Source organism: Sphingobium sp. VMM, assembly GCF_056790315.1.
Genome location: NZ_JBXGSI010000021.1, coordinates 1 through 24,588 on the forward strand (window position 1 = coordinate 1; position 24,588 = coordinate 24,588).

A 24,588-nucleotide genomic window follows, 5' to 3' on the forward strand; every position below is an offset into this window, starting at 1 on the left:
CTAATGTCCCACGCTCGCGAAGTTCAGATTTACTAAGCCGATGGCCGCGCTTGCGGTTCCCCGAAAAGGAGGAAAACAACGGCAGCTAACCTCACAACTGACGCTAAAAGCGGCCTGTCCACTTCCCACCCAAATCCGCCACCCTTCCCGTCCATCATCCGGCCTGTCCTACACGCCGCTTGTCTGATCCACTGCCCGGATGGATCATCATCCCCCCGCCTTTCCACCCCTGTCATGGCCCTCTGCGCGCGGGCCATCGACGCGTGGTGATCGCGCCATAGGGGCGTTCCTGGTGCGCGGCAGAAGCGCGACTGTCGCGTCACAGGGGCGATGCGGGCGCATATTCGACACCCGCGCCCCATGGGCGGTGACGCGCCACCGGCGCAAAGCCGGCGCGTCGCAGGCGCGTTCCCGGCGCATTTCACCCAGAAAGCCCGATAACGGTGTGAACTTCGGGACACGCGTGCCCCCGCCTTTGGGCCGTCCCTCAGCCCAGCGGCCGCCGCGCGCGCAGCGCCTGGGCCAGCGTACCTTCGTCCAGATAGTCGAGTTCGCCGCCCACCGGCACGCCATGGGCCAGCTGGGTCAGGCGGATCGGGAAGCGCTCCAGCCGCTCGGCCAGATAATGGGCGGTGGTCTGCCCCTCCAGCGTGGCGTTCATCGCCAGCACCACCTCGTCGATGCCACCCGCTTCGACCCGCGCGACCAGCGCATCGATGCTCAGATCCTCCGGCCGCACCCCCTCCAGCGCAGAGAGGCGCCCGCCCAGCACATGGAAGCGGCCGGGGAAGAGGCGCGACTTGTCCAGCGCCCACAGGTCCGCGACATCCTCCACCACGCACAACGCCCGCACGTCGCGGCGCGGATCGGCGCAGATGCCGCAGGGATCGACCGTGTCGACATTGCCGCAGGTCTGGCAGGTGACCAGCCGTTCATTGACCGCCGCCAGCGCGCGCAGCAGCGGCTCCAGCGCGCCCTCGCGCTTCTTGAGCAGATGCAGCACCGCGCGGCGCGCCGAACGGGGGCCAAGGCCGGGCAGTCGCGACAGCGCCTGGGTCAGCGTCTCGATTTCAGGTGAAGCCATATCGTGAGATAAGGGGTTGCATGTCTTTCCGACAAGAGCTTTGAGGACGGACTTGGAAATACGCCGATGGCGCATTTCAAATGCGGTGCCAGCCCGCTCCCCCACCCGGCCACCCAACGGCAGTATCTTGAAGGGTGGCCGGGTGGGGGAGCGGGCTGGTGCGGGAAGCGGAAAAAACTATGCGTATCATCTATATGGGCACCCCCGATTTCGCCGTTCCAGCGCTCGATGCACTGGTGAAGGCCGGGCATGACATCGTCGCCGTCTATAGCCAGCCGCCCCGTCCGGCCGGCCGTGGCAAGGCGCTGCGCCCCTCCCCGGTCCAGGCCCGTGCCGAACAACTGGGGATCGAAGTGCGCACGCCCGTTTCGCTGAAGGACGAGACGGTGCAGGCCGAATTTGCCGCGCTCGACGCCGATGTTGCGGTCGTCGCCGCCTATGGCCTGATCCTGCCGCGCGCGATCCTGGCGATGCCGCGCCATGGCTGCCTCAACATCCACGGTTCGCTGCTGCCGCGCTGGCGCGGCGCCGCGCCGGTGCAGCGCGCCATCCTGTCCGGCGACAATGTCACCGGCGTCACCATCATGGACATGGAGGCCGGGCTCGACACCGGGCCGATGCGCGCCAAGCATGTTACCCCGGTCGAGGACAAGACGGCCGGCGAACTGACCGAGGAACTGGCGCAGGCCGGCGCCGATCTGATGGTCGATGTGCTGGACGATCTTGCCGGCCATCCGCCGGTGGTCCAGCCCGAAGAGGGCGTCACCTATGCCGCCAAGATCGACAAGGCGGAGGCACGGATCGATTTCAGCCGCGACGCGCATCAGGTCGAACGTCAGGTCCGCGCCTTCAACCCCTTCCCCGGCGCCTTCTTCGAATATGGCGGCGAACGCTTCCGCATCCTCGCCGCCACGGTCGAGGATCATGCCGGGCCGGCGGGCGAACTGCTCGACCACAGCCTGCTGATCGGCTGCGGCCATGGCGCCATCCGGCCGACCCTGATTCAGCGCGCGGGCAAGGCGGCGATGTCGGCGGGCGAATTGCTGCGCGGTTTCGACATGCCCACCGGCAGCCGGGTCGACGCCTGACCCGATGGCCCGTTTCGCCTTCACCGTCGAATTTGATGGCCGTCCGTTCATGGGCTGGCAGCGTCAGGCCCATGGCCCCAGCGTCCAGCAGGCGATCGAGGATGCGATCCATGCCGTCACCGGCGAGCGCGCGATCCTGCACGCTGCCGGTCGCACCGATGCCGGCGTCCATGGCCTGGCCATGCGCGCCCATGCCGATGTCGAAAAGCCGCTGACGCCCTTTCGCCTGATGGAGGCGATCAATGCGAAGCTGCGGCTTCATCCGGTCGCGATCCTCGCCTGTGAGGAAGTCGCGCCGGACTGGCATGCCCGTTTCAGCTGCACCGGCCGCGCTTATGTCTACCGCATCGCCAATCGCCGCGCGCCGCTGACCCTGGAATCGGGGCTTGCCTGGCGGGTGATCCAGCCGCTCGACGCCGACGCCATGCATGACGCCGCGCAGATCCTGGTGGGTCATCATGACTTCACCACCTTCCGCTCGGTCCATTGCCAGGCGGCCAGTCCGCTGAAGTCGCTGGCGATGCTGGATGTGGAGCGACAGGGCGATCGCATTACCATCCGGGCGGAGGCGCGGTCCTTTCTCCATCATCAGGTTCGCTCGATGGTCGGCTGCCTCGCCATGGTCGGCATGGGCCGCTGGAGTGCGGAGGACCTGCGCGATGCGCTGGAGGCACGCGACCGCGCCCGGCTGGCGCTCAACGCGCCGCCCGACGGCCTCTATTTCGTGCGTGCCGATTATAGCAGCGCGGTGGTCACCAGCTGATTCTTACCGGCGCGCTTGGCCGCCAGCATCGCCTCGTCCGCGCGCGCCACGATGCTGTCCAGTTCGGTGTCATCGTCGGGGATCAGGGTGACAAGGCCAAAGCTGCCGCTGACGCCGCCATGCGCGCCGCCCAGCGTCATCAGTCCGACGCGCAGCGCCTCGCCCAGGTCCGTGCCTTCCTCGTCGACCAGCAGCACGAACTCGTCGCCGCCCATCCGCGCCACGACATGGCGAGTGGCGACCATATCCTCGATCAGCCGCGCCACCTCGACCAGGCAGCGATCCCCGGCGCTATGTCCGAGACTGTCATTGAGCTGTTTGAACCCGTCGAGGTCGAGATAGATCAGGCTGACGGCCCAATGCGCCTCGGCCGCCTGCCGCAGCAAGGCCCGCGCCCGCACCACGAAGCCACGGCGGTTGAGCAGGCCGGTCAGCGGATCATGGATCGCATCGAAATGGGCCTGCCGCATTTCCGACAGATCCTCGACCACGGCGACATAGAATTCCGGCGCGTCCCGCTCGTCGCGAACCAGCGCCACGGTGAGGTTGATCCAGATCAGCGACGCATCCGCACGAATATAGCGCTTCTCCAGCGTATAGCGCTGCAACTCGCCTCGGTGCAGCCGGCCAAGCAGCGCGACATCGGCATCCAGATCATCGGGATGGGTGATCTGCTGGAAACCCAGCCGCATCAGCATCGCGGCCGAATAGCCGGTAATCTCCTCGAAGCGGGGATTGACCGTCAGGAAACTGCCGTCGAGCGCGACATGGGCAATGCCGACCGGCGCGTGCTGGAAGGTCGCCTGGAACCGGCGCTCCGCATTGGCCAGATTGGCCTGGATCGTCTGCGCCTCCTGGCTCAGTGCCCGCGCGACATGGGTCAGGCGGTCGATCCGGCAGATCGCATCCGGGGTCATCACGGGATCGCGATCAGGGACAATGGACTGGGCGGAGGCGATGGGCACGATGGGCGACTATTCTTTCCTGACTTTGTCGCCTCCTCCTGCGCCCAACAAGGTAAAGACTCTCTTTAGATTACATAATTTACTGGCTACAGAGTGGGTTTGAGAAAGCCGGTTCCGGCCCGCTCCCCCGCCCAACCACCCGACAGGATGACACTCGATCGGGTGGTTGGGCGGGGAGCGGGCTGGAACCGTACCGAAAAATCGCCCTTTCGCGATTTTTCAAACAGGCTTTCGGATCATCAGAGCCGGGTACGGAACGGGGTGAAGTCGGTGCCCGCATCATAGACGTCGAGCCCCTCGCGCCGCTTGAGACCATTCACGACCACATAGGTGACCGGCGTCAGCACCGCTTCCCAGCCGACCTTCATCGCCCAGTTGGTGACCATCACGGTCAGTACCTGCGTCGTGGTCCAGTCGCCATAGAAAGCGAGCGGGTAGAAGAGCAGGCTGTCCACCCCCTGCCCCACCACGGTCGAGCCGATGGTGCGCATCCACAGATGCCGTCCCTGGGTGATGATCTTCATCTTGGCCAGCACGAAGCTGTTGGCCAGTTCCCCCGCCCAGAAGGCGCAAAGCGAGGCGAAGACGATCCGCCAGGTGCTGCCGAACACCGCCTCATAGGCTTTCTGGTCGGGCCAGCCCTCAGCCGGCGGCAAGGCCACCACCACCCAACTCATCAGCGCCATGAACAGCATCGCGGCAAATCCTGCCCAGACGCAGCGTCGCGCCCGCGCATAGCCATAGACCTCTGTCAGCACGTCGCCGATCACATAGCCGAGCGGAAAGAAAAGGATGCCCGCGCCAAAGGTCACGCCGCCCAGCGACGACAGCTTGGCCGCGCCGATCAGGTTGGACAGCAGCAATATGGCGACGAAGGCCGCCATGAAGAAATCATAATAGCGCAGCGGCCGTGCGCCCAGCACGGTCGCGTCGATTTTCCGGATGCCCGCGTCGCTCATCCTTCGGTGCATATCCCGCCGACACACGATTGCAACGGCTGCGAAAGATTGCGCCGCGGCCCAAGCCCCGCTATCGCTCCCGCGCACGGCCCCGTAGCTCAGTTGGATAGAGCATCCGCCTTCTAAGCGGATGGTCGCAGGTTCGAATCCTGCCGGGGTCGCCAAGATTGTTTTCGGTTGTCAGCAAGTCTGCTCCTTTACTTCATTTTCGTGATCCTCTGAGCGGCGAGAATGGCCAATTTCGGCCGTTTCGGTTTTAGAGGGTGTAGCGAAGTAGGCGGTTTTCGCCGTCAGCGAGGAGTTAGGAACGTCCCATTCAGGACGGCAAATCGACCCGATCGAGTATTCTCTTGAGCAACGTCCAAGGCCCATCCCGGCGAGGATGTGACGATATTTGCACCCGGGTATCTATCCCCTGCACCCCTAGTCGGCGGTTTTCGCACTGGACGATCCGAGCAGTATAATCGCTGACGTCGGCCAGCCTGCTCTCGTTCTCGATCTTCATCTGCGCGATATCGAAAGACGCTGCCTCATCGCCACCCGGCCAGATTGTGATCGTGACGACCATCATGGCCTGCGCGCCTCTCTACGGCGCGAACCTGGATTCGAGTTGCAGGTCCAGTCCCTCGGCCAACGCACTTTGGGGGTTGCTGGCCACCATCGCCAAGATCGCCCCCATCGCGTCCGACACCATAGAGACCGCCAGCGGGTTGCTCGCGTCGTACCCTCTGCGGACCTCAGCTTGGTCCGCCAACTGTCTTCCATAACGAAGTCTGAGCAATCCTCTCGCCTCGGCGAGATCGCAGGCCATCATCGCATGGTAGACATGGTGGATCTGATCCACCCGCACATCGACGATCGTCGCGGTATACAGCGTCCGACCATGGCCGGCACTCTCCCGGTCCCTGCCGGTATTCCAGAGCCCTCCGGTCGTCGCCTCCCCCGACATGTAACCGTCGCTACGGAGGATTTGGTCGACCAGATCACTGGGCGTTCCAAGCTCCAAGTCTAGGGCATGAAACATGATGCATCTCATCAACCCTGGCGCGGTCAGACACGCTTCCAGCGGTCGCGCCCCGCCGAACGGAGGCTGCGAGCTATAGAGCCAAGCCAATGGATCGGACTGCAAGCTGTCACGCTCGAACCGAGCGCCAGTTTCGACAGCCGCGATCACGAGGCGATCGACCATCTTGTAGGTCAAGTCGAATGAGACATCGTCAGGGCTATCACTGGCCAGCGGATCAGGGCGTCCCAACAGAGCTGAAGTGGTGAAGTAATCCAGCGCTGAGCGCTGGGTCCGTGCAGCTATTCTCTGTTCGTACATCTCGTGCGTCAGCATTGCGAAACCCTTTCTGTCACCATCCTTTTCAAGAGAAGCCTGCGCGAGTCGCACGCTCCATTTATCGACTTGTACATTCATTTCAATGATTCTGGAATTATAGAATTGAATGGCGTTCGATTTCCTGTTTCAACGGACGTCTCAACGGTCATCAGCCGGCACATTCTTGATTTGGCTGACGGATCTGTCCGTCACTAACCGTTTGACCGGTTGGGATGGATCGCTGATAGTCTGGCCCATGGACTCATCAGCAATGGTCGAGGCCCTGGCTGCGCTAGGGCAACCGACTCGCCATGATATCTACCGCCTACTCGCCCGGGCGCCTGAAGGCCTGCCGGCGGGAGAAATTGCGCGCCACCTCAATGTCGCTGCAAACACTCTATCTTCCCATCTGGGAATTCTATCGCGCGCCCACCTTGTTTCCTCGCGCCGTGCTGGGAAACAGGTGATCTATCGGGCTGATACAGCCGCAGCGTCGTCCATCGGCACATACCTCAATGGCTTAGCCTCAGTGACGCCCTGAATTTTCTGAATACGCTCTGCTTCGCTCCTCGAAACTCAGGAGTGAAGAAAAATGGAAGATCGCATTGCCCACTACATGGTGACCTTCACGCCTCAGCAATGGCCGGAAGCTTACCGGCGTGCTCTGGAAGTTGAAGAGCTCCCCAGGAAGGGCAGTCGGCGAATGGCAGCAGCTGTTACCGCTGCCGCCACTCGGCTGGGGTATAAGGAGCGCAACTTCTTCAAGATCATTCGGGCGTACAAGGACTCGCTCCAGCTGAACGATCAGGTTCTGTCCAACTACCCCCGTCAGCTTCCCGCTGAAACGAGAGCAGCTCTCGAAGAAGCCATCGCGCACGCCGGCCCGGGCGCTCGGCCAGGGGCGATCCAGTCTGCCGCCGAAGCCTTGTGCGAGAAGCGTAAAATAAGTCCACCAAGCAAACGGGCAGTCCGCACGAGACTCAATCTGCCCATGGAAGTGACCGATATCGCGTCCTACACCGGCATGAATACCGACTACGCCATCGATATGTCGCCACTCGATGTGGCGGTCGATGGCCCCGATAACATCCCCTATCACGCTGTCCTCACCGCGTTCATCGACGTCAGCCGTGGTATCGCTCTTGCCCATGTGGTGACTGCAGATAGGCCAACTGCCGACGACATCCTCCAGTTGGTCACCGAGGCCGCTGAACAGATGAATTCCGCATCACCCGCACGCGCGTCTTTGGCGATGTACCGGAACGCTCCTGTCGATGACCCGCGCACGAAAGCCCAGTTACGCTCAATCGGCATCGCCCAGTCAGACGTTCAGGTAGACTCTCGTCGGCCAGGATTGGCCCTCACTGCTATGTTCGGCACCAAGCTCGGCCGCGTGCCTCTCAATCCGCGCCGCAATCCTTCCATCCCATTCGCAATTCGCGAAACTCTGCCTCTGCCTGTCGTGCGTCCGGCCGTCGCTCTGCTTCTGGAGCGCTATCACGCTGGCCTGCAGATCAATCGAGAGGCCGAGCCTGCCGTATCAGCCGCGGCAGCGGTCCATGCGATTACCAAGGGGCCAACGAAAGCAACGCTAACTGAGGTCGCCTATGCCCGACCTCTGTCCCCGAGCAGGTAGCACTTTAGCAGCAGGCGGGATTGTCGCAGCGCGCTGGCTGAATGGGATACCAACCGTCATTCCCCCTTCCGCCTGATTGATTTTCGAACATCCACCTTGCGTTAACTTTTGCGCGTCACATGCAAGCACATGTTCTTGCAGTATAAATTTCCGATCGAGCCAAGTCGGGCGCAACATGCGCGCCTGGCGTCGATCCTGCAGCTGCAGCGAAATTTGTACAATGACGCCCTCCAAAACCGGCGTGCAGCCTTTCAACGCGGCGTTCATCTCACATACGAAGACGATACCAAGTCTCTCCCTGCGTATAGAATGGCCAACCGCCAGCATACTGCCCTGCCCTGGGGCATTAACAACTGGACCTTGCGCTGCGTCGATACCGCAATGACGAGGTATCGCGATCGCCTGACGGCCAACCCCAACGCCGGGTTCCCGCGCTTCCGCTCCGAAGAGCGTTGGCGCAGTTTTGGCGTCCACGGCGTACGAGGCTGTGTCGTCGCGGACGGCTACCTGTCGGTCGATGGCATCGTGGGCAAATTGCGGGTGCGCATGCATCGCCCGTGGCCAGCTGACGCTCGCCTCGCCGGACTCACCTTCACCCGCAGAGCGCGTCGATGGCATGTCACAATCCTGGTTGATTACAAAGCCGGCGGCCAAGAGCACCAAAATCCTGGTAGCGCGTGTGGCGTCGATCTCGGCATAGATCACCTGGCATCGCTATCGGACGGCTCGCTCTTCAACGATACAGCCCGATGGACGACTCAAAATGCTGCGTTGCGGCGCGCCCACCGGGCACTGGCGAGATGCCAGAAAGACTCCCGCCGAAGCAAAAAGCTGCGCGAACGCCGAGACCGCGCCAGTCAAAGCGTGATAAACTGCCGTTCCACGCGGCTGCATCAGATCTCGGCGGCGATCACCAATCGGTTTGAAACGATCGTGGTCGAAGATCTCGACCTCAGGCAATTGTCCTGTCCATCACGCACACGACACCCGTCAGATGGCGCCGGTGCGATCGCGACGCGGGAAAACGGTCAAGTATTGGCGGAGGTGAGACCAAAGCGCCTTCTCGAAATGATCCGCTACAAAGCTGAAAAGGCTGGCGGCGCGGTCATCATTGTGGATCCGAGACGCATGGCGCCAACGTGCAATGCATGCGGATCACCATCCTCTGAAAGCAATGACGGTGAGCGGCACATCTGTGCCTGCGGCGTCGATGTCCCACGAGGCACCAACAATGCAATCAACATCCTTGCGCGCGGGCTCTCTGCGCATGCGGCCGCTTTGGGTCGCAGGGTGGGCAAGGCTTTGCCCAACGCCAGCGTCTAGCTGCGCGTCCACCCGGAAATGCAGCGCAGTTGCATAGCAACTGCCTGTCCAAAGCTTGAGGGGATTTTTCCAAACCCGCTTTAGCCACACCTATTCGCACTGGAACCCTGATGATCGCCTTACGCCCGGCCCGTGACTTCGGCATATTCCGCCTGGAGCATTTCCAAAGCCTCCAGCATTTCGGGCCTGAAAGCTGTGGCGGACACCCGATGCAGTGGGGCGATATGATCATGTGGAATCAGGAGGCGATCTCTCCCCGTGCCGGACTGCCGCAAACTCCGCATTCCGACACCGAGATACTGACCTACGTCACGAGCGGAATGCTCTATCACGAAGATAGCCTGGGCAATGTCGGGGCGCTTCAAGCAGGCGATTGCCAAGTCATATCCGCTGGTACGGGCGTCGCTATCCGGCGCGGCAATCCAGACGAGGCCGACCCGGTCGAATTCGTCCAGATCTGGCTGATACCCAACCATCAGGGCGGCGAGCCCTTCTCTGTTGTAAGGGGGTTCGCTGACGATCGTGAGCAGGGCCAGTTCGCTACATTAGCCAGCGGGTTCGACAATGAAGGTAATTCACTGCCGATGCGAGCCAACGCCCGTCTATCGCGAGTTGTGCTGGCTGATGGCGGCGCTGCGGATTACCGCTTTGAGGCAGGCAATTTCGGCTATGTCGTGCCACTCTCCGGAAGGGTGCAAGTCGGCGATGTGATTGCCGACCGCAATGACGGTATCCTCATCAATGATGTTGAAACCGTTACAGTGACCGCCATGGGACACACGATCGCGCTTCTTATCGAAATGGCAGAGTAATATTGAGAGGCCAAAACTGGCATTCCAGCAATCCGGCGCAATACATAAGGTAGCAAAAACATATGAGTCAGTCAGATTTCGACATCTTAATTGACAGCTTTGCCTACGCTCTCGCCATGAACCGCAAGATGCAGGCGCGTTATGCCTCAGACGCGCCCGTTATTCAGGCCATTCCGTCAACGAGCGCAGGTCAAGAATGGCGAGCGCTTATCGACCGCCTGAATGCCATCGATCCCGATGGCGGGTGGGGCCGACTTAAAATAGGCAGCGTAGAATTTGTCGCCGTCAAAGGGACTAGCGAGATCCCAGGCTCACAATGGCTTTGACATTTAGGTAGGATCCTGCGGCGGCTACGCAGCACCTAACAATCTGTCTACCAGCCTCAAAGCTCGCATATGTACGGCCATCACGGTCGAGAAACTCGAGTGGGGCATGAAGTTGAACAGCATTTCAGTCTGATCCACTCCATGCCGCACTACCGATTAATAGCTTCGATCAAAATTCTGGCCGCATCACCACATCGCGGAATAGCGCCGTGATCGCGCTCGCGCGCTCTTCACGCATGCGCTGCAACTTTTCGACCGTCGGCTCCACCTGCTGCCACTGGCTTTCGTTCCAGCGCATCGCCTCCACGAGCAACGCCCGCTCTATGATCTCCTGCTCAATCCCCTCGCTGATCGAGTTGCTGAGAGGAGCCCCCTCCTCTGTAAACCGCGGTTTGAACTGATACGGCCCCAGCGTATCGCCCAGGTAGCGGACCAGCTGTGTGCCGTGACGCCACTTTCCGCCTGCATGAATGTCAAACGACACTCGGCGGTTGAAGACCCGAAAGCGCTTCTGCAACTGCTTGCTCTGCCGCGCCCCGCCTGGAGGCGCGATAAAGTCGATCGACTCCACGCGATCGAAATGCACCTGCGTGTGCTGCACGAGATGGCGCATGAGGTCGTCATCCATATTGCGGGTAGCGCGCATGAGCCCGTCTTCCGGAATCAGCGGATCGCCCACCCCCAATCCAAGGATCATCCTAGAGCTGGTATCGACAATGAACGTAGCCGTAGCCAATTCCACCCGGCCGCTGATCTGAACCATCACATCGACTGCGGTCTGGTCCACCAGGATCTGAAGACCAGCAGCCCCAGCCGCCGGCTCTGCGACACCTTCCCGGCGGAGTACCTTTATGCGTCGCTGGATCGAGGATGCAGACGGAGGCGCCTCGCCCGCGTCCGCGCAGGATTCAAATATCCAGCGTATGATCGACGCGGGCGAAGCCGCGGGCTCATGCTGCAGTTTCCAGCGCAGCGCACGCTCGGCAACGGGTGCGAAGCCTTTCTGTGCTGGTGCCGCGACAGCTTTCACCCGGAAGCTCGGTGACAGACCTCGAGTTGGGCCCAGATCCTTCAGCTTCTTCAGCAGTCGGTAAAAATTGCGCTGCTCCATATCGAGCGCGCTGCACGCGTCGCCCACGGGCATGGGGTCATCGTCGCGAAGATAGAGGTCCATCGTCCTCAGTCTGGCAATCACCGCCTCCCGCTTAGAATCATCCAGAGACAGGAACAGGGCGTACTCTGATTCGCCAGAAAAGCCTGAAGCGGCATGCCGTTTGACCAACTCCTCGTCAGTTTCGAGGGCCGACCGATCCGAACCAACGTCGCGCGTGCCGTTTTTCTTACTGTTCATCCATGACTTATTAGAACAGTAAGGCACGCATCGTCAAGTGAGTTGGTCACGATACTGTGCAGTTAAAACCACATTCCTGTTGCCATCACGGTCATTTTAGCGTTCCTAAATGCACAGTATCGTGACCAACATGGAGACAGTGCGATGACGACTAAACCGCGAAGTGCAGATCGAAACAACCTCGTTTCAATCGTTTATACAGAGTATCTGATCGAGATCATCCGACATTTTGAACGACAGCAGCGCGTTAAGACGTGGAGTCGTTCTCGCTCCAAATGGCCCAACAGCAACCGTCGCGGTTGGACGTTCTGGCATGACTGACGCGTATGAAGAACTGGCTGAGATCGACGTTCGCGCCGCTATCAACCTCATGCTGCGCAACCCGTCATACGAGCCTTCCGCTGGCCGGTTGCGCGCCGAAACCTTGCTGAGGAAGCACAACAGCCTGGTCAACACCATGGCTCGCATTGTGGTCGCCAACGACAATGGATCGCTCCGAACAGTCTCTGGCGGAACGCACCATGCGAGCGGCTGGTACCCTTCCGTGAAGGTCGGCCGCACACAGCATTATGAGAGCCTGCATCAGCTTGCACTGATCGAGCGATGCGAGACGGACCCCAATGTTGTCCACTACCAATCAGAAGCTCGCCGCTTCGAATTCATCCTGAGGAAAAAGGAGCGGTACACAAGCGACGTCGACATACTGGACGCCGATGGACGCCTGGCGGTCGTCGAAGTCAAAGGCGACGATGCGGACCTGCGAGATCCAGAATATCGGCTGAAGCTTGCCGGCGTCGCAGAAATTTGCCGCCGGGTAGGCCACGAATTCCGTATCACCTTCGGTTCCGAAATTTTCGAGAATAGCCGCCACCGCTTCAACGTACGCCTCGCCAGCTCGATGCGCCGCACGGCCATCTCATCGTCGCAGAAGCGGCTCGTCGAAAGCCTCCGCAGCAAAGGGGATGACATGCAGTTGGGCGAATTCGCTGAGCTGATGGCGCCCGGAAATTTTGTCCAAGGGCGGGCAATCACTTTCGCCATGCTGGTGAGGCGCATCGTGTCGCTCGATCTCACGCAGCCTCTCATCGATGAGATGCCTGTCAGCTTCATCTGATCATAGATCAAATACCCCAGGAAGGATTCAACCATGACCTAGAGTGAAATCATAACTGCCTGACGAACCCGCAGGCACCCATCACAACAGAAGCAATGCCATTCGCAGCGTAGAAATATCTACTGCTGATGGATTTTGCGCGCCCTCAGAATACCCAAATCTCGGGAGAGATACGTGAATTACTTCCCCTATAAGCTCAAACGCAATCAGCTATACAGTATCGAAGGTCAACCCTGTGTTTTTACATCACATGGATATGGCACACGCCTGAACTTCGAACATGCTGCCACAGGCAAGCCCGTCGAATATCTCGATGACGCCGGCGTCGTCCGTCCAATGGACCAGGAGCGCTTTCGGACGCTGCTTCAGAACGGTCAATTCTTCCAGATGGCAGACCGTGGGCAGTCGCCGGCCAAGAACAAGATCGCTGAATCACATCTCACGCCCGCCGAATGTGAGGAACTCGATCCCGAAAGCGCACTTCGGCTGGCAACATTACGGCTGCTCGATCGGAACGGCGTAATGACCGGCGTGAAGGCAATCTCTGCAGGATTTGCCGAGCACTGGACCCCCGAGTTGCACGCCAAATATGGCGAGGCACCCAATCCGCACACCGTGAAACGCTGGATGCGGGAGCGCGGTAAAGTCGGCGACCGCGATGCTCGTGAGGCCACGAGCGCCCAGGGGCGCCATTGCTATGATGAAGATGGCATCCGCATGGAAATCCGCCAGCGCCTGGCTTTGACTTACTATGCGTCGAAGAAGAGCGTCACCGATATCAATGTGCTGACCAACGCTGAGATTAGCCGCGTCAACGATGGCACTTCGCTCGAATACGAGATGCCTACGGAGCCGCTCCTCCCGGTGAGCCTGAGCACCACATATCGCGACATCAAAATGCTTGAGTGTGAGCAAACGGTCGGTGCCCGCCACGGCAAGCAGGCAGCCTACTCTCGGTGGCGTGGCGCAGGGAAAGGGCATGAGGCGGAGCGTCCTCTGGAATTCGGGCTTATGGATCACACCCCCATACCCGCTCTCCTCGTCATCGACGTGGAACGCGCCATCATTCTGGGCCGCCCGACTTTCTCCGCACTTGTTGATGGGTTCAGCAGGGTCGTGCTCTCGCACATGCTGTCTTTCAATGCCCCATCATACGCCACCGTGTCGGAGTTGCTTCGCCGGTCTGTTCTACCGAAGATCGTGCCGCCGATCATCAAGAACAAGCACCCTGAAGCCCAGGACGTCTGCGGCCTGTGCAGCACATATCACGTGGATGGCGGCATGGAATTCCGCAGCCACGATATGGAGAGCATGAGCAAGGCGACCGGTGCAACGGTCCGCATCAGTGGTCGGAAGAAGCCGCGCGAACGAGCCCTTGTTGAGCGCATCTTCCTCACCATCCACAATTACGTGTCATCGAAGGTGGCCGGCGCCCATCTGCCGATCGCCCTCTCCCGCGAGTATGATTACGACCCCGCCGTGGATGCCGTGCTGACGCTCGACGAACTCGAGGCACTCATCATGTTCGCCATCGCGGTCTATCACACGACCCCGCATGGCGGCCTGAACGAGAAACAGCCTCTGCTCTGTTGGAAACAGGGCACCGCCCAGTACGGGATCGTTCTACCGCGTGATCCTCGCATCTTCGAGAAGGCCCTTCTCCCCAAGATCAATTCGCACCGGCTGACCCACGCTGGCATCGAGTGGAATGGCCTGCGCTTCGGCGATTACAAAGCCGTGCCTGACCTGCTCGCTGATCTTGTCCCCTTGGAAGGCAAGCGTCAGCGCCTGAAGAATGCCACTGCAACGGTGTCGTTCCGCTATGACCCGTACGATCTGCGCAAGATCTGGGTGATCAACCGCAAAACCAATCAGGACGTCGAGCTGTACTGCCAGACGGCCGGCTATACCGACGAGCCGATCAGCCTGTGGATGCACGAGCAGATCCGTGAGAAGGCCAAGGCGGAAGCCGCCGACTTCAACTCACGGGAATGGCGTGACGCCTGCCGCGCCGAGCTTCTCGACGCCATCGACCAGCTGACGCCCGAAGCCAAGGAGCGTGAGCGCAAGCTTCTGGCCAAGCTGCTCGAAAACAAGCGCATCCGCAGCATCACCGGTGAGCTCGCTACCCTGCAGCGGGAGCGCCCTGAACCAGTCGACATCCCGATCATCTATGCAGACGTGATCGAGCACGAGATGCACGATGCCGACACCCTGTCTCGTCGCCCCGCTCCACAGAAAGCGGCCCCTACCGCATCTAAACGGCGGAGCAACCGGCAGAAGGCGAAAGCTGCCAATGCCCGGGAGGCGACGCCAGAGGACATGCCAGAGCGCGACCGGCGTACTCCTGCGCCGCCACCCACCCCGGACGCGTCGACCACCGACCCCGAACCACGCCGCGAACGCAAAAAGCGCTCGAACGACAGCAGCTATTTCTAACCCCTACCCGAAAGGCAACACATGACTACCACTACATCAAACCCGCCGGTTGTACGGCCGAATGAAGCCGCTGCCCGCTCTCAGCGCGTGGCAGATGCCCGCAGCGCGTTCCGCCAGATCAAGATTGTTCATCCTCGCCAAGAGGCCATCATAGCTGGGCTGGATGAGGTCCGGCGCTCTGGCATCGCCACCCGTGGCGAGCGGCAATATGGCATCACCCTCCTGGCTGAAAGCGGTTCGGGCAAAACGACAGCAGCCGAACATTTCCGGGACGGCATCGAACGCCTGGGCGAACTTCCCGAAGGCAGCCGGCCCGTCCTGATCGTCAAGCTCATGAGCACTGGCACCGCCAGGTCGCTATTCTCTTCCATCCTGCAGGCCCTGGACGACCCCTTTTATGACCGCGGCACCGAACCCAACCTGCACAAGCGTGCCGTGCAAGCCATCAAACGGGATAACGTGCAGTTGCTCGTCATCGATGAAATCCAGCATCTGTCGCGCCGGTCATCGGCCGCAACCCATGTCACGGATAGCCTGAAGACGTTCCTTGATTCTGGCCTTGTTCCTATCGCCTTTTTCGGCACCCACGACGCGGACAAGCTGTTCCAGTCCAGCCACGAGTTGAACGGCCGGCTCTTCCCTCCCCTCACGCTTCCTCCCCTTGATTGGTGGGCGGATGACGATCGAGACCTATTCCTGGACTTCGTCGAAGACCTCGATACCGCCATGGTCGACAAGCAGATCATGAAGGTCGCCAGCGGCCTGGTCGAAGAGGACATTGCTCGCCCCCTTTGCCTCGCAAGCAGCGGAATCATCGGCCGCACCTGCCGCATCGTGGAAACGGCGGCGATAAATGTCGTGCGTGAAGGTCGGCATGCGATTACCCGCAACGATCTCGCCATGGCAGTGAACAGCTGGGCCATTGCCCATAGCTTCATCGACTATAATCCGTTCGTGGAGATCGAAGCTTGAGCCAAGTGAAATACCCGCTCGCGCCGATCGCTGGCGAAAGTCTCATGGGCCTTGTCGCCCGTGTGACTGCCGAGAACGGATATCCACGGACGGGAACGCTTTTGTCCGAGGCTGGCTGGGTTTACGACAACAAGCCGACGGCGGCCACAACCAACGCCGAACAGCTACCGGCGCTGGCTGACATTCTGGTAGTGCCGTACCTCCAATTACTGCACCATGCCCACGGTCCAGAAGAAGGCAGCGCGATCATACATTGGTTTGGTGGACGCGCGTGGCAGAGCGAACTGCGAACCACCATCCGCCGATATGCACCGGCCAGCCTTGCCCTATCGGCTCATCATCGTGCGATTTGGCAGTTGGCCTCCGTCCCATTCTGCCCGGAAACCTTTCAGATCCTGCGCAGCGAATGTCACGAATGCGGCGTCACCCAACGGTGGCGGTATGCCAACGGCATTGCCACCTGCGACCAAGATGTCTGCAGCGCGGACCTGCGTGAGGGACCGGCCGAGTTCATCCCTCTCGAGATGCGCGACAATCTGGGCATCTATGCTGGCCTCTTCAGCCATGATTCCGATGTACGTGCCGCTTCGCGATCACAGTTTCCTGACCCGATTGCGAGTTTGGAGCCGCACGACATTGCCGACTTGGCTTTGAAGCTCTCCCCCTGGCTAAACGACCAACTGCGCGGAAAATGGCTGACCAATCCTAACCTTACCATGACGGTCATCAGCGCGCTTCATGATGCTGTGACACTGCTGCGCCAATGGCCCATCGTTCCAGCCGACCTATTTCCAGCTCCACGCGAAGGGGACAACTGGTCGAACAAATTGGGGCACGCCGTCAAGCAAGCCCGGATCGGCCGCTCCTCGCCCCGCGTCAAAGCCCTGTTCGCGATGTTTCTACATGGCCTGCAGCAAGAGCAGCCCGATCTCAGTCAAAGCCCTGATCTGACCGACCTCCCGTCGGCCGACGAGGGGAATGACATAGTTGGACTGATCTCCGCCAAATCAGCCGTGCGTGTGCTGCGCGAGACGGATACCATCATTGCAAAGCTTCGCGCCGCCGGCGTCTTCAAGCTCACCGACGTGCGAGTGCATGGCGTAGTTCGACCGTTCCATGATCCTGGGGAAATCGAGGAACTGGCACGCACCAAGCCTGACCGTCTGCCTTTGACCGCTGTGTCTCAGTCAACTCAGTTGCCCCGCTATGCCGTAGCGCAGTTGATGCAATCTGGATTGCTCGCCCCGCTGACCCACCCTTATTGGGAGGCGCGATATGGCGTCCGCAATACCACCACGCAGGCCTGGGCGGCATTCGAGGCAAAGATCCAAGCCAAAGCCGATCCCGCCATGATTGACGGCGTTCCGCTGCAAATCGCAGCACGAGCTATTGGCGGTCGTGCCAAGCCCTGGGCTGGCATCTTCGCCTGGCTTCTGGGGCCGGATGGTCGATTTAGTCTGGCCCCCGAGGCGTCGGACCTGTCCCACCAGATACTAATCCCGGCCGAACTCATCGACACTTTGCGGATGTTGGAAAACCCGTTGTCCGGTGCCCATGTCGAGGATGAGCTATCAGGCGCCGATGCCAGCGAGATACTCAACCTGGCCACCAATCAGTTTCTCAAATTCGTCGCCACCGGCCGCATACGTCGCCACGGTAAAGCATATCTCGCGGTGGATGTTCTTCAGACCGCCGCAGAGATCATAGGATCGGTCGAGATCGGCTACAGGATGGGATTGCCTCCCCAGTCAGCACAAAAATGGGCGCGGAAGGTCGGTTTGCCGACGATACATGATGCGGGCTACTGCCGCATGAGCTTCGCCAATATCATGAAACAAGGCGCTTGGTCAGCCTAGACGACGCCCGCGTCGCGTGAGCGCTCCTCGATCCGGGCCAACATAGCACGCTTGCGCGCTGTTCGGCGCGATCCGCTATTGCGCATGGCATCGGTACGCTCTGGAGTATCGATGATACCCAAGGCAGCCTTGCGCTCTCGGATTCCCGTTAAGAGGTCAGAGAGGGTGATGATCATGCCGCCCCATCCCTTCCGTGGATCCCGCTCCATTTCAGAAGCGTGCAGCCCGCCTGCGACATCCCCGCTTCGGTGCCTATAATATCCCATGCAAGATGAATACGCGAGCAGGCGTCGGAGCAGCTCCGAACGCCGCTCGATCGCCTTCACGACATCACTGTTCATGCCCCGTTAGACCGGGCTTTTTATTATGCGCGATTCTAGCGAATAAGAAGAAATCATGAGACCGACGATCTTACTGACCGCCTTGGCCCTCTCCCTGTCCGCCTGTGGGCCGGTCCACCCCAGATGGAAGAATGAAAGCTCCCACGACATCCGTGTGACCTATTTCAAAGGTACATCGCACTATGGGGTGCTCATCAAACAGGGTCGGGAAAACGTCCCTGTTGCGCCATTCGATTTCCAATCGGTCGAACGGATCGAAATCGAAGATAGCGGCCAGACACAGCGGCTGACCAAAGCCGCCGTGTCACAGATGCACGCTGAGTGCGGCCATGGCTATTCCTGCCGCATTCGATACGGAGACGATCATCAGCTGAAGGTCGCGCCTGGCTAACAGCTTCCGCTTGCCACCCATCGCATTGACGACATCAGCCGAGAGGTTGGTCAGTCGTCGGTGCGATCATTCGTCAGGCCCTTTGCGCGCAGCTTGAACAGGCGCTGTGGCAAGTCCGCCGCAACCTTACGCGCCTCGCCCGGGCGCAGATTACGCCAACGGCGCACTTCCTCACGAGAACGGCCGCAACCACGGCACCAGCCGGACGAGGCGTCAAAACCACAAAGTTCAATGCAAGGCGAGCGCACAGATCGTTCCATCGAATTTATTTGAATACCCTACCCCCCTACCCTATAAGGCATCATCCGACCAGCAGCAATTTGCTGCGTGACACTGAGGCTGCCGAGGGAAAATGGCTCACATCAATGAGAACCGAGACGCGCTACTCGGGCGAATCAAGCGCATCGCGGGTCAGGTTGGCGCAGTAGAACGCGCGCTTGGCGGCAATGCGAATTGCACCGAAGTCCTCCATCTGGTCGCAGCCGTTCGCGGCGCCGTGAATGGGCTTCTCGATGAGATCATCGTCGAGCATCTAGAGTCGCACGTCGCTCGCGACGGCTTGTCGGCAGAAGAACGCCAGCAGGGCGCAGAGGATCTCGTCACGATCATCCGGAGGTACAGCAAGTGAGCACCAAGACCGCCGTGCTGGCCGATACCGGCCATCTGACGCACGAACATATGTTCCTGGCCGCCGGCCATGACGACAATGCCCGCCGGACGCTCTGGGTCGTGGTGCTCACCGCACTCATGATGGTGGCAGAGATCGTCGCTGGTTACACTACAGGATCGATGGCCCTACTGGCTGACGGCTTCCATATGGCCACCCATGCCGGAGCACTTGGTGTTGCGGCCGCTGCCTACGCCTATGCAAAGCGACATGCCCATAACGGCGACTTCAGCTTCGGCACTGGGAAAGTCGGCGATCTCGCCGGTTTCGCCTCGGCCCTCGTCCTCGGCATCATCGCCCTCGCTATTGGCGTTGAGTCCGTCATGCGACTGTTCGAACCCATCAACGTCGCCTTCGCAGAAGCCACATGGATCGCAATCCTCGGGCTGCTCGTGAACATAGCGTCGGCCTTCCTCCTATCTGGTGGTCATGGGCACGACCATGGTCACCACCACGATCATGGGCATTCGCATGACCACAGCCATGGTGGCGACAACAACCTGCGTTCCGCCTATATGCATGTTCTCGCTGATGCCCTGACATCGGTGCTGGCAATCGCAGCTCTGTTGGCCGGCCGCTATCTGGGCTGGGTGTGGATGGATCCAATCATGGGCATCGTCGGCGCCATCGTGATTGCGCGCTGGTCATGGTCGCTGATGCGCGACACGGCCGCCATTCTCCTGGACCGCACAGATCGCCACGTAGCCGATGAAGTCCGCGAGTTGGTCGAAACGACAGGCGATGCCCGGATCACGGATCTGCACGTCTGGAAGGTCGGCCCCGAAGCCCACTCAGCGATCGTCGGCGTCGCTGCCCATCCGGGCGTAGATGCGACGGAAATCCGGCGGCGCCTGGTGCCCGTTCATGAGCTCCAGCACCTTACCGTCGAAGTCGCGACCGTGGCATAACCGACAGGAATGCAGTGATTTATCCCACATTTTCTTGAATCGCGAAAATGTGGGATAAATTTTGGAACGCGTGATCCAAGCGATGAGATTTATCGCACGAAAGCCGCCTGCATCTCGCTACCTTCTCATCGAACACAGAGAAAAGCCCGGTTCGCGGGACACATTGATCTCGTCATTCTAAGTTAACCTGAGAAGAGGCGATCGCCCTTGCGACTGAGAATGCGCCGGCCCTTACGGCCTTAACAGCCCACCTGGGCGCCGCTGTAGCCGAACGCATACGGCTTGCCGATCCTAATGACCAGCTGGCCTTGAAACAGCAACGACGATGCAGCACCAGTTCGTTGCATAAACTGTTGCTTTTTTATTCAAAACTGCAATAAGTGCGCCATGCCTCGCCCAGCCCGCAAATCAGACGCCGACCTTGCCGCCCAGGTCGATGCACACCTCAAAAATCAGGGCATTTCGGCGACAAAACTGGCGAAAAGCTTGAATATTAGCGTTAGCACTTTGACCCGCTCGATGAAGCTCAAAGAATTTTCAAAAGGCCTAAGTGAAAAACTCTCTAAGGAGCTCGATGGAAATTATGAGAACCCTGTCGAATCGTTGCATAAAGCATTGCATATTCTGGCAGAGGTGGATAGAATTCGAAGCGAAGTAGAAATGACTGTCCGTAGAGCATTGAACCGCCTAGAGGCCGCGCGGTAGGAGTCTGAAGATGGCGAGCAGCAAGCAACTCATCGGAATGATCCGCAGTCACGCCGCAGGGGACGATTCTCGTTTCTTGGCCATCGCGGAACACATCGCACTTGACGCTGAGAAAGCTGGCCGAACACGAATGGCCGGCGAACTTCTCGGTCTGATCAAGAACTTGCGCGCCGAAACCGAGACGCGTCGACCAGCGACCCGACCCACACCCATTTCGGCACCGCGCGGTGAACTCGCCGGACTGATGCGGGCCGCCTATCCCGAGGCGCGCCTTTCGGATCTAATCTTGCCCGAGTCGCTTGATGCACGCATCCGCAGTATCGTTCGGGAACACAACGCCCGTGAGACCTTGGCAGAGCACGGCCTCACTCCGCGCCGAAAAATCCTACTTTCCGGCCCCCCGGGGACGGGCAAGACCACGACTGCTGCTGTACTGGCTGGCGAACTCGGGCTTCCGTTGTTCACCATTATGCTAGACGGCGTGATCACCAAGTACATGGGTGAAACCGCAGCCAAGCTGCGCCTTATCTTCGACGCCGTCCAATCGGTGCGGGGCGTATACCTTTTCGATGAGGTCGACGCTTTGGCGACCAGCCGAGGCGCTGACAACGACATCGGCGAAGCTCGGCGGATGCTGAACTCCTTGCTGCAGTTTCTCGACGAGGACTCCTCCGGAAGCATTCTGATTGCAGCGACCAACCATCCCGGCCTGCTCGATTCAGCAATATTCCGCCGTTTTGATGCCGCCCTAGTCTACCAGCATCCGACGTCCGATGAGATCGAACGCGTCCTATGTTCTAATCTCCTGCAGTTCGACTTAGGCAACATCAACTGGCATGAGTTAACGTCCGTTGCGCTGGGCCTCAGCCAAGCGGACCTTGCAGCTGCCGCGAAAGATGCAGCCCGCCATGCTGTACTCGACAATGACGGTGTCATCGAAACGGCAAATCTCTCGAGGTCGATAAGCGATCGAGCACAACTTCATTCGAACTCAAGCACTTGAAGCATTGAGCGCGTTGACCTTCGATCCAATGTGAGTAATCACATCGGAAAGGGGGCCAAATGGCACGTTACGATCATATTCGTCTTCGCAACCTGGGCGTTGCATCTGCAGAGTTCGCATCTCCCGACGTCGGACGTAAATCACGCCCGACGTTTGTCGAGCGCCGGCGTGAGCACGGTCAACGGTTGGCACGGGATCTCGACCAGCTCCGCGCCATGTTCGCCAGTTCAATGGAGCGCCAAGCACTTTATGGCATTCCGGAGAAAAAGCGCGGCAGTGCGATATCGATAACGTCCAGACCAGGGCAGCCCCTTGATGTCGGCACCCTTAAACTCGAAACCCGTGATTACTCTGTCCTCGGCGTCAAACTAATCAAAACAAGGCGTAATCACGATAGCAACGAGAATGAAACTACGCGCCAGCAGGCCCGTGTTTTCTACACCCAAAAAGGGTTCGAGCAGTTGCTGAACCGTCTGGACGAATACATCGACTGGAAGCCGGGCAAGCCTCGTCGACCTTTAAACTTCTGGCTGTTCGAAGGCGCTGAGTCATTCGACGAGATGGGTATCGAAGGATATTGGAACGACGATCGCGGCAGAATGCCCAGGACCGCGAAGCGCGCGGAATGGGAAGTCTGGACCCGAGCTTCGTTAAGCGAAGAACTCGACGACGCCATGCGTGAGCTTGAAATCAGCAGTCGTGGGAATGTGACAGAATTCCAAGATATCGCCGTTCACAACATGCTTGCCACACGTGCCCAAATCCAAGAGCTCATCATTGGCACTGGCGCAATCGTAGAATTACGGGGCGCTTCGAATTTCGTGGCACGGGATCACGACATACCCCCGAGTCTGCGCCAAGAACGAGTCCACGAACTGGCAGCACGAGTGCAATCTGCGCAGGTGACAGATCCAATCGTCACTCTGCTAGACACGGGCGTTGCCCGGACGCATCCTCTCCTCAAGCAGTCACTACCTGCCAACCGATGCTATACAGTCAATCCGCGCTGGGACCCATTCGATTCCAATGGTCACGGAACCTGCATGGCCGGTGTGGCCTTGTTTGGAGACCTTTCATCAGCACTCAACTCCACAGGGCCGATAACTCTCACTGCAAACCTCGAAAGCGTGACCGTCTCCGAACCTGGAAGCAACGCACGGCTACCAGCGAGGGATGCATTGGCGCGGGCGGTAAATCTGGTGGAACGAAATCCCGGTAATCGTGTCTATTGTCTGGCTGCCACTTCCGTAGGTGAAGCAGAATCCGGGATTCCTACCAGCACGTCGGCAACACTCGACAAATTAGCATTCGGTGATGGGGAAGACACTCGTCTCTTTTGTACAGCGGTCGGAAACGTCGATACCGCTGCAACCAACCCCTACCAGATCAGCCAATATGATCGCCTGAACGAATTTCATGGAATTCAATCGCCAGCTCAATCGTTCAATGCGCTGTCTGTCGGGGCTGCTACCCAATTGTGCTCTATCGCCAATCTCGTAGCGCCGGTCGGTGATTTGTCGCCTACGTCACGCACGGCCTTGAGTTGGGACGACGAGCGCGCGCACAAGCCTGACATCGTCATGGAAGGCGGGAATCATATAATCCGCAGCTGCGGTAAGACATCACAGCCGCACCCGAACGATATGGTCATGACTACTGGCCGCGACTTCCAGAAGATGCCAATCACCATAACAGGCGAAACCAGTGCGGCCACGGCAGCCGCTGCCCGGCTCGCAGCGAAGGTGATGCATCGCTATCCGGGAATCCGCCCAGAAACAGTACGTGGCCTCATCGTGAATTCGGCGCGCTGGACCGAAGCCATGGAAGCGCGGATGAAATTGCTCGTTCGCCGTGGGATGTCGGAATCGCGTGCCGCCTATCATATCCTTTCCTGCTATGGCTGGGGCATCCCAGACGAAGACCGCCTGTTTAACAGCGCCGACAACGCCCTCACGCTACTGGTTGAAGACACCATGCAACCTTACGAGCGGACAAAGACCAGCTCGAAGCTCCACGAAATGAAGTTCTTCAAACTTCCATGGCCCGACGATGCCCTCAGGAAGCTGGGCGGTACGCAGATACAAGTCCGGTGCACTCTCAGTTACTTTGCGGAGCCAAATCCTGGTAACACTTCCCGCGGCGAGCACCGTTTGTACGCAGGCCACCGCCTGAAGTTCGGCTTCAAGCGTTACCGCGAGCACGACGATGACCTGCAGCTCCGTTTTAATTCAGCAGCCGGATCAAGCCGGAACAGCTTTGATGAAGACACCTCGATAGCTACCGACGATGACAGATGGCTCCTAGGCCGCTTCAAAAACCGTGGAACGCTGCATCAGGACATATGGACTGGGCCCGCTTACGAACTTGTCGATCGGGATGCGATTTGCGTCGCGCCTAACAACGGCTGGTGGTCTGGCGAGGCGGAAGCGGACGAGCGCATCGTCAATTTCAGCCTGATCGTTACCGTCAGCAGCCCAGAAGTAAAGGCTCGCCTATTCACTGAAACCTTAGCGAAGGTTCCAGCTAATAAGCTCGTCGCTACGAGCCTCAATCGAACCTGAACG

Annotated in this window: 25 protein-coding genes and 1 tRNA gene; 18 read left to right on the plus strand and 8 right to left on the minus strand. The window is 59.7% G+C overall.

Annotation, left to right across the window (positions count from 1 at the left end):
• Positions 1-487: 487 nt before the first annotated feature.
• Positions 488-1,084 (minus strand): recombination mediator RecR, encoded by a 597-nt coding sequence (gene recR / locus ACUCV3_RS21985; protein WP_279729011.1) that lies wholly within the window; start codon positions 1,082-1,084, stop codon positions 488-490.
• 179 nt (positions 1,085-1,263) lie between these two features.
• Between recR and fmt the strand changes: the two genes are divergently transcribed.
• A complete protein-coding gene (gene fmt, locus ACUCV3_RS21990) occupies positions 1,264-2,172 on the plus strand; it encodes a methionyl-tRNA formyltransferase (protein WP_279729010.1) in 909 nt (302 codons plus the stop codon).
• Positions 2,173-2,176: 4 nt separating this feature from the next.
• On the plus strand, positions 2,177-2,935 hold the full coding sequence (gene truA / locus ACUCV3_RS21995) for a tRNA pseudouridine(38-40) synthase TruA (RefSeq protein ID WP_482241147.1): 759 nt from the start codon (positions 2,177-2,179) through the stop codon (positions 2,933-2,935).
• Here truA and ACUCV3_RS22000 read toward each other — a convergent pair.
• Both ACUCV3_RS22000 and ACUCV3_RS22005 read right to left on the minus strand, forming a co-directional pair.
• Positions 2,908-3,900: a GGDEF domain-containing protein gene (locus ACUCV3_RS22000; protein ID WP_279776175.1), complete on the minus strand. Its 993-nt coding sequence runs from the start codon at positions 3,898-3,900 to the stop codon at positions 2,908-2,910. The genes truA and ACUCV3_RS22000 overlap by 28 nt on opposite strands.
• A 239-nt stretch (positions 3,901-4,139) precedes the next feature.
• A complete protein-coding gene (locus tag ACUCV3_RS22005; protein WP_037510686.1) occupies positions 4,140-4,859 on the minus strand; it encodes a queuosine precursor transporter in 720 nt (239 codons plus the stop codon).
• An 87-nt stretch (positions 4,860-4,946) separates the two neighbouring features.
• On the opposite strand from ACUCV3_RS22005, the gene ACUCV3_RS22010 reads away from it, so the two are divergent.
• Positions 4,947-5,023 (plus strand) — tRNA-Arg (locus ACUCV3_RS22010).
• A gap of 152 nt (positions 5,024-5,175) precedes the next feature.
• On the opposite strand, the gene ACUCV3_RS22015 is transcribed toward ACUCV3_RS22010, so the two are convergent.
• Complete coding sequence (locus ACUCV3_RS22015) at positions 5,176-5,430, minus strand: hypothetical protein (RefSeq protein WP_009821126.1); 255 nt, start codon at positions 5,428-5,430, stop codon at positions 5,176-5,178.
• Between the two features lie 15 nt (positions 5,431-5,445).
• Complete coding sequence (locus ACUCV3_RS22020; RefSeq protein WP_228167293.1) at positions 5,446-6,279, minus strand: hypothetical protein; 834 nt, start codon at positions 6,277-6,279, stop codon at positions 5,446-5,448.
• Between the two features lie 172 nt (positions 6,280-6,451).
• Here ACUCV3_RS22020 and ACUCV3_RS22025 point away from each other — a divergent pair, with 172 nt between their 5' ends.
• From ACUCV3_RS22025 to ACUCV3_RS22045, 5 genes are all read left to right on the plus strand, one after another.
• Positions 6,452-6,721 (plus strand): ArsR/SmtB family transcription factor, encoded by a 270-nt coding sequence (locus ACUCV3_RS22025; RefSeq protein WP_211363938.1) that lies wholly within the window; start codon positions 6,452-6,454, stop codon positions 6,719-6,721.
• Positions 6,722-6,772: 51 nt separating this feature from the next.
• Complete coding sequence (locus ACUCV3_RS22030) at positions 6,773-7,816, plus strand: hypothetical protein (protein ID WP_228167292.1); 1,044 nt, start codon at positions 6,773-6,775, stop codon at positions 7,814-7,816.
• A 129-nt stretch (positions 7,817-7,945) separates the two neighbouring features.
• Positions 7,946-9,139, plus strand: coding sequence for an RNA-guided endonuclease InsQ/TnpB family protein (locus tag ACUCV3_RS22035; protein ID WP_228167291.1), 1,194 nt, complete (start codon positions 7,946-7,948; stop codon positions 9,137-9,139).
• 110 nt (positions 9,140-9,249) lie between these two features.
• Positions 9,250-9,951, plus strand: a complete 702-nt coding sequence (locus tag ACUCV3_RS22040) for a pirin family protein (protein ID WP_228167290.1) — start codon at positions 9,250-9,252, stop codon at positions 9,949-9,951.
• 62 nt (positions 9,952-10,013) lie between these two features.
• Positions 10,014-10,277 carry a hypothetical protein gene (locus ACUCV3_RS22045; RefSeq protein ID WP_120249365.1) on the plus strand — a complete coding sequence of 88 codons (264 nt, stop codon included), beginning with the start codon at positions 10,014-10,016 and terminating at the stop codon, positions 10,275-10,277.
• A 169-nt stretch (positions 10,278-10,446) separates the two neighbouring features.
• On the opposite strand, the gene ACUCV3_RS22050 is transcribed toward ACUCV3_RS22045, so the two are convergent.
• Positions 10,447-11,628, minus strand: a complete 1,182-nt coding sequence (locus ACUCV3_RS22050; RefSeq protein ID WP_228167289.1) for a hypothetical protein — start codon at positions 11,626-11,628, stop codon at positions 10,447-10,449.
• Positions 11,629-11,941: 313 nt separating this feature from the next.
• On the opposite strand from ACUCV3_RS22050, the gene ACUCV3_RS22055 reads away from it, so the two are divergent.
• The 4 genes from ACUCV3_RS22055 to ACUCV3_RS22070 all read left to right on the plus strand — a co-directional run bounded on the left by ACUCV3_RS22055 (position 11,942) and on the right by ACUCV3_RS22070 (position 18,009).
• Entirely contained in the window at positions 11,942-12,742 is an 801-nt protein-coding gene (locus ACUCV3_RS22055; RefSeq protein ID WP_004210838.1) for a hypothetical protein, read from the plus strand.
• A gap of 174 nt (positions 12,743-12,916) precedes the next feature.
• On the plus strand, positions 12,917-15,181 hold the full coding sequence (locus ACUCV3_RS22060) for a transposase (RefSeq protein ID WP_482241148.1): 2,265 nt from the start codon (positions 12,917-12,919) through the stop codon (positions 15,179-15,181).
• 21 nt (positions 15,182-15,202) lie between these two features.
• Positions 15,203-16,153, plus strand: a complete 951-nt coding sequence (locus ACUCV3_RS22065) for an ATP-binding protein (RefSeq protein ID WP_004210836.1) — start codon at positions 15,203-15,205, stop codon at positions 16,151-16,153.
• Between the two features lie 5 nt (positions 16,154-16,158).
• Positions 16,159-18,009, plus strand: a complete 1,851-nt coding sequence (locus ACUCV3_RS22070) for a TniQ family protein (protein ID WP_228167485.1) — start codon at positions 16,159-16,161, stop codon at positions 18,007-18,009.
• Here the strand turns inward: ACUCV3_RS22070 and ACUCV3_RS22075 are convergent.
• Positions 18,006-18,185, minus strand: a complete 180-nt coding sequence (locus ACUCV3_RS22075; protein WP_037525480.1) for a hypothetical protein — start codon at positions 18,183-18,185, stop codon at positions 18,006-18,008. The genes ACUCV3_RS22070 and ACUCV3_RS22075 overlap by 4 nt on opposite strands.
• 220 nt (positions 18,186-18,405) lie before the next feature.
• On the opposite strand from ACUCV3_RS22075, the gene ACUCV3_RS22080 reads away from it, so the two are divergent.
• Positions 18,406-18,741, plus strand: coding sequence for a hypothetical protein (locus ACUCV3_RS22080; RefSeq protein ID WP_029547811.1), 336 nt, complete (start codon positions 18,406-18,408; stop codon positions 18,739-18,741).
• Positions 18,742-18,791: 50 nt separating this feature from the next.
• Here the strand turns inward: ACUCV3_RS22080 and ACUCV3_RS22085 are convergent, their stop codons facing one another.
• Positions 18,792-19,001: a DUF1289 domain-containing protein gene (locus ACUCV3_RS22085; protein ID WP_230588595.1), complete on the minus strand. Its 210-nt coding sequence runs from the start codon at positions 18,999-19,001 to the stop codon at positions 18,792-18,794.
• Positions 19,002-19,093: 92 nt separating this feature from the next.
• On the opposite strand from ACUCV3_RS22085, the gene ACUCV3_RS22090 reads away from it, so the two are divergent.
• The 5 genes from ACUCV3_RS22090 (at position 19,094) to ACUCV3_RS22110 (ending at position 24,585) form a co-directional block, all read left to right on the plus strand.
• Positions 19,094-19,369 carry a metal/formaldehyde-sensitive transcriptional repressor gene (locus ACUCV3_RS22090; RefSeq protein WP_080727059.1) on the plus strand — a complete coding sequence of 92 codons (276 nt, stop codon included), beginning with the start codon at positions 19,094-19,096 and terminating at the stop codon, positions 19,367-19,369.
• 50 nt (positions 19,370-19,419) lie between these two features.
• Positions 19,420-20,316: a CDF family Co(II)/Ni(II) efflux transporter DmeF gene (dmeF, locus tag ACUCV3_RS22095; RefSeq protein WP_482241159.1), complete on the plus strand. Its 897-nt coding sequence runs from the start codon at positions 19,420-19,422 to the stop codon at positions 20,314-20,316.
• A 387-nt stretch (positions 20,317-20,703) separates the two neighbouring features.
• Positions 20,704-21,021, plus strand: coding sequence for a helix-turn-helix domain-containing protein (locus ACUCV3_RS22100; protein WP_228223019.1), 318 nt, complete (start codon positions 20,704-20,706; stop codon positions 21,019-21,021).
• Positions 21,022-21,031: 10 nt separating this feature from the next.
• Positions 21,032-22,024: an AAA family ATPase gene (locus tag ACUCV3_RS22105; RefSeq protein WP_228223020.1), complete on the plus strand. Its 993-nt coding sequence runs from the start codon at positions 21,032-21,034 to the stop codon at positions 22,022-22,024.
• 59 nt (positions 22,025-22,083) lie between these two features.
• Positions 22,084-24,585 (plus strand): S8 family peptidase, encoded by a 2,502-nt coding sequence (locus tag ACUCV3_RS22110; protein ID WP_482241149.1) that lies wholly within the window; start codon positions 22,084-22,086, stop codon positions 24,583-24,585.
• Positions 24,586-24,588: the final 3 nt, after the last annotated feature.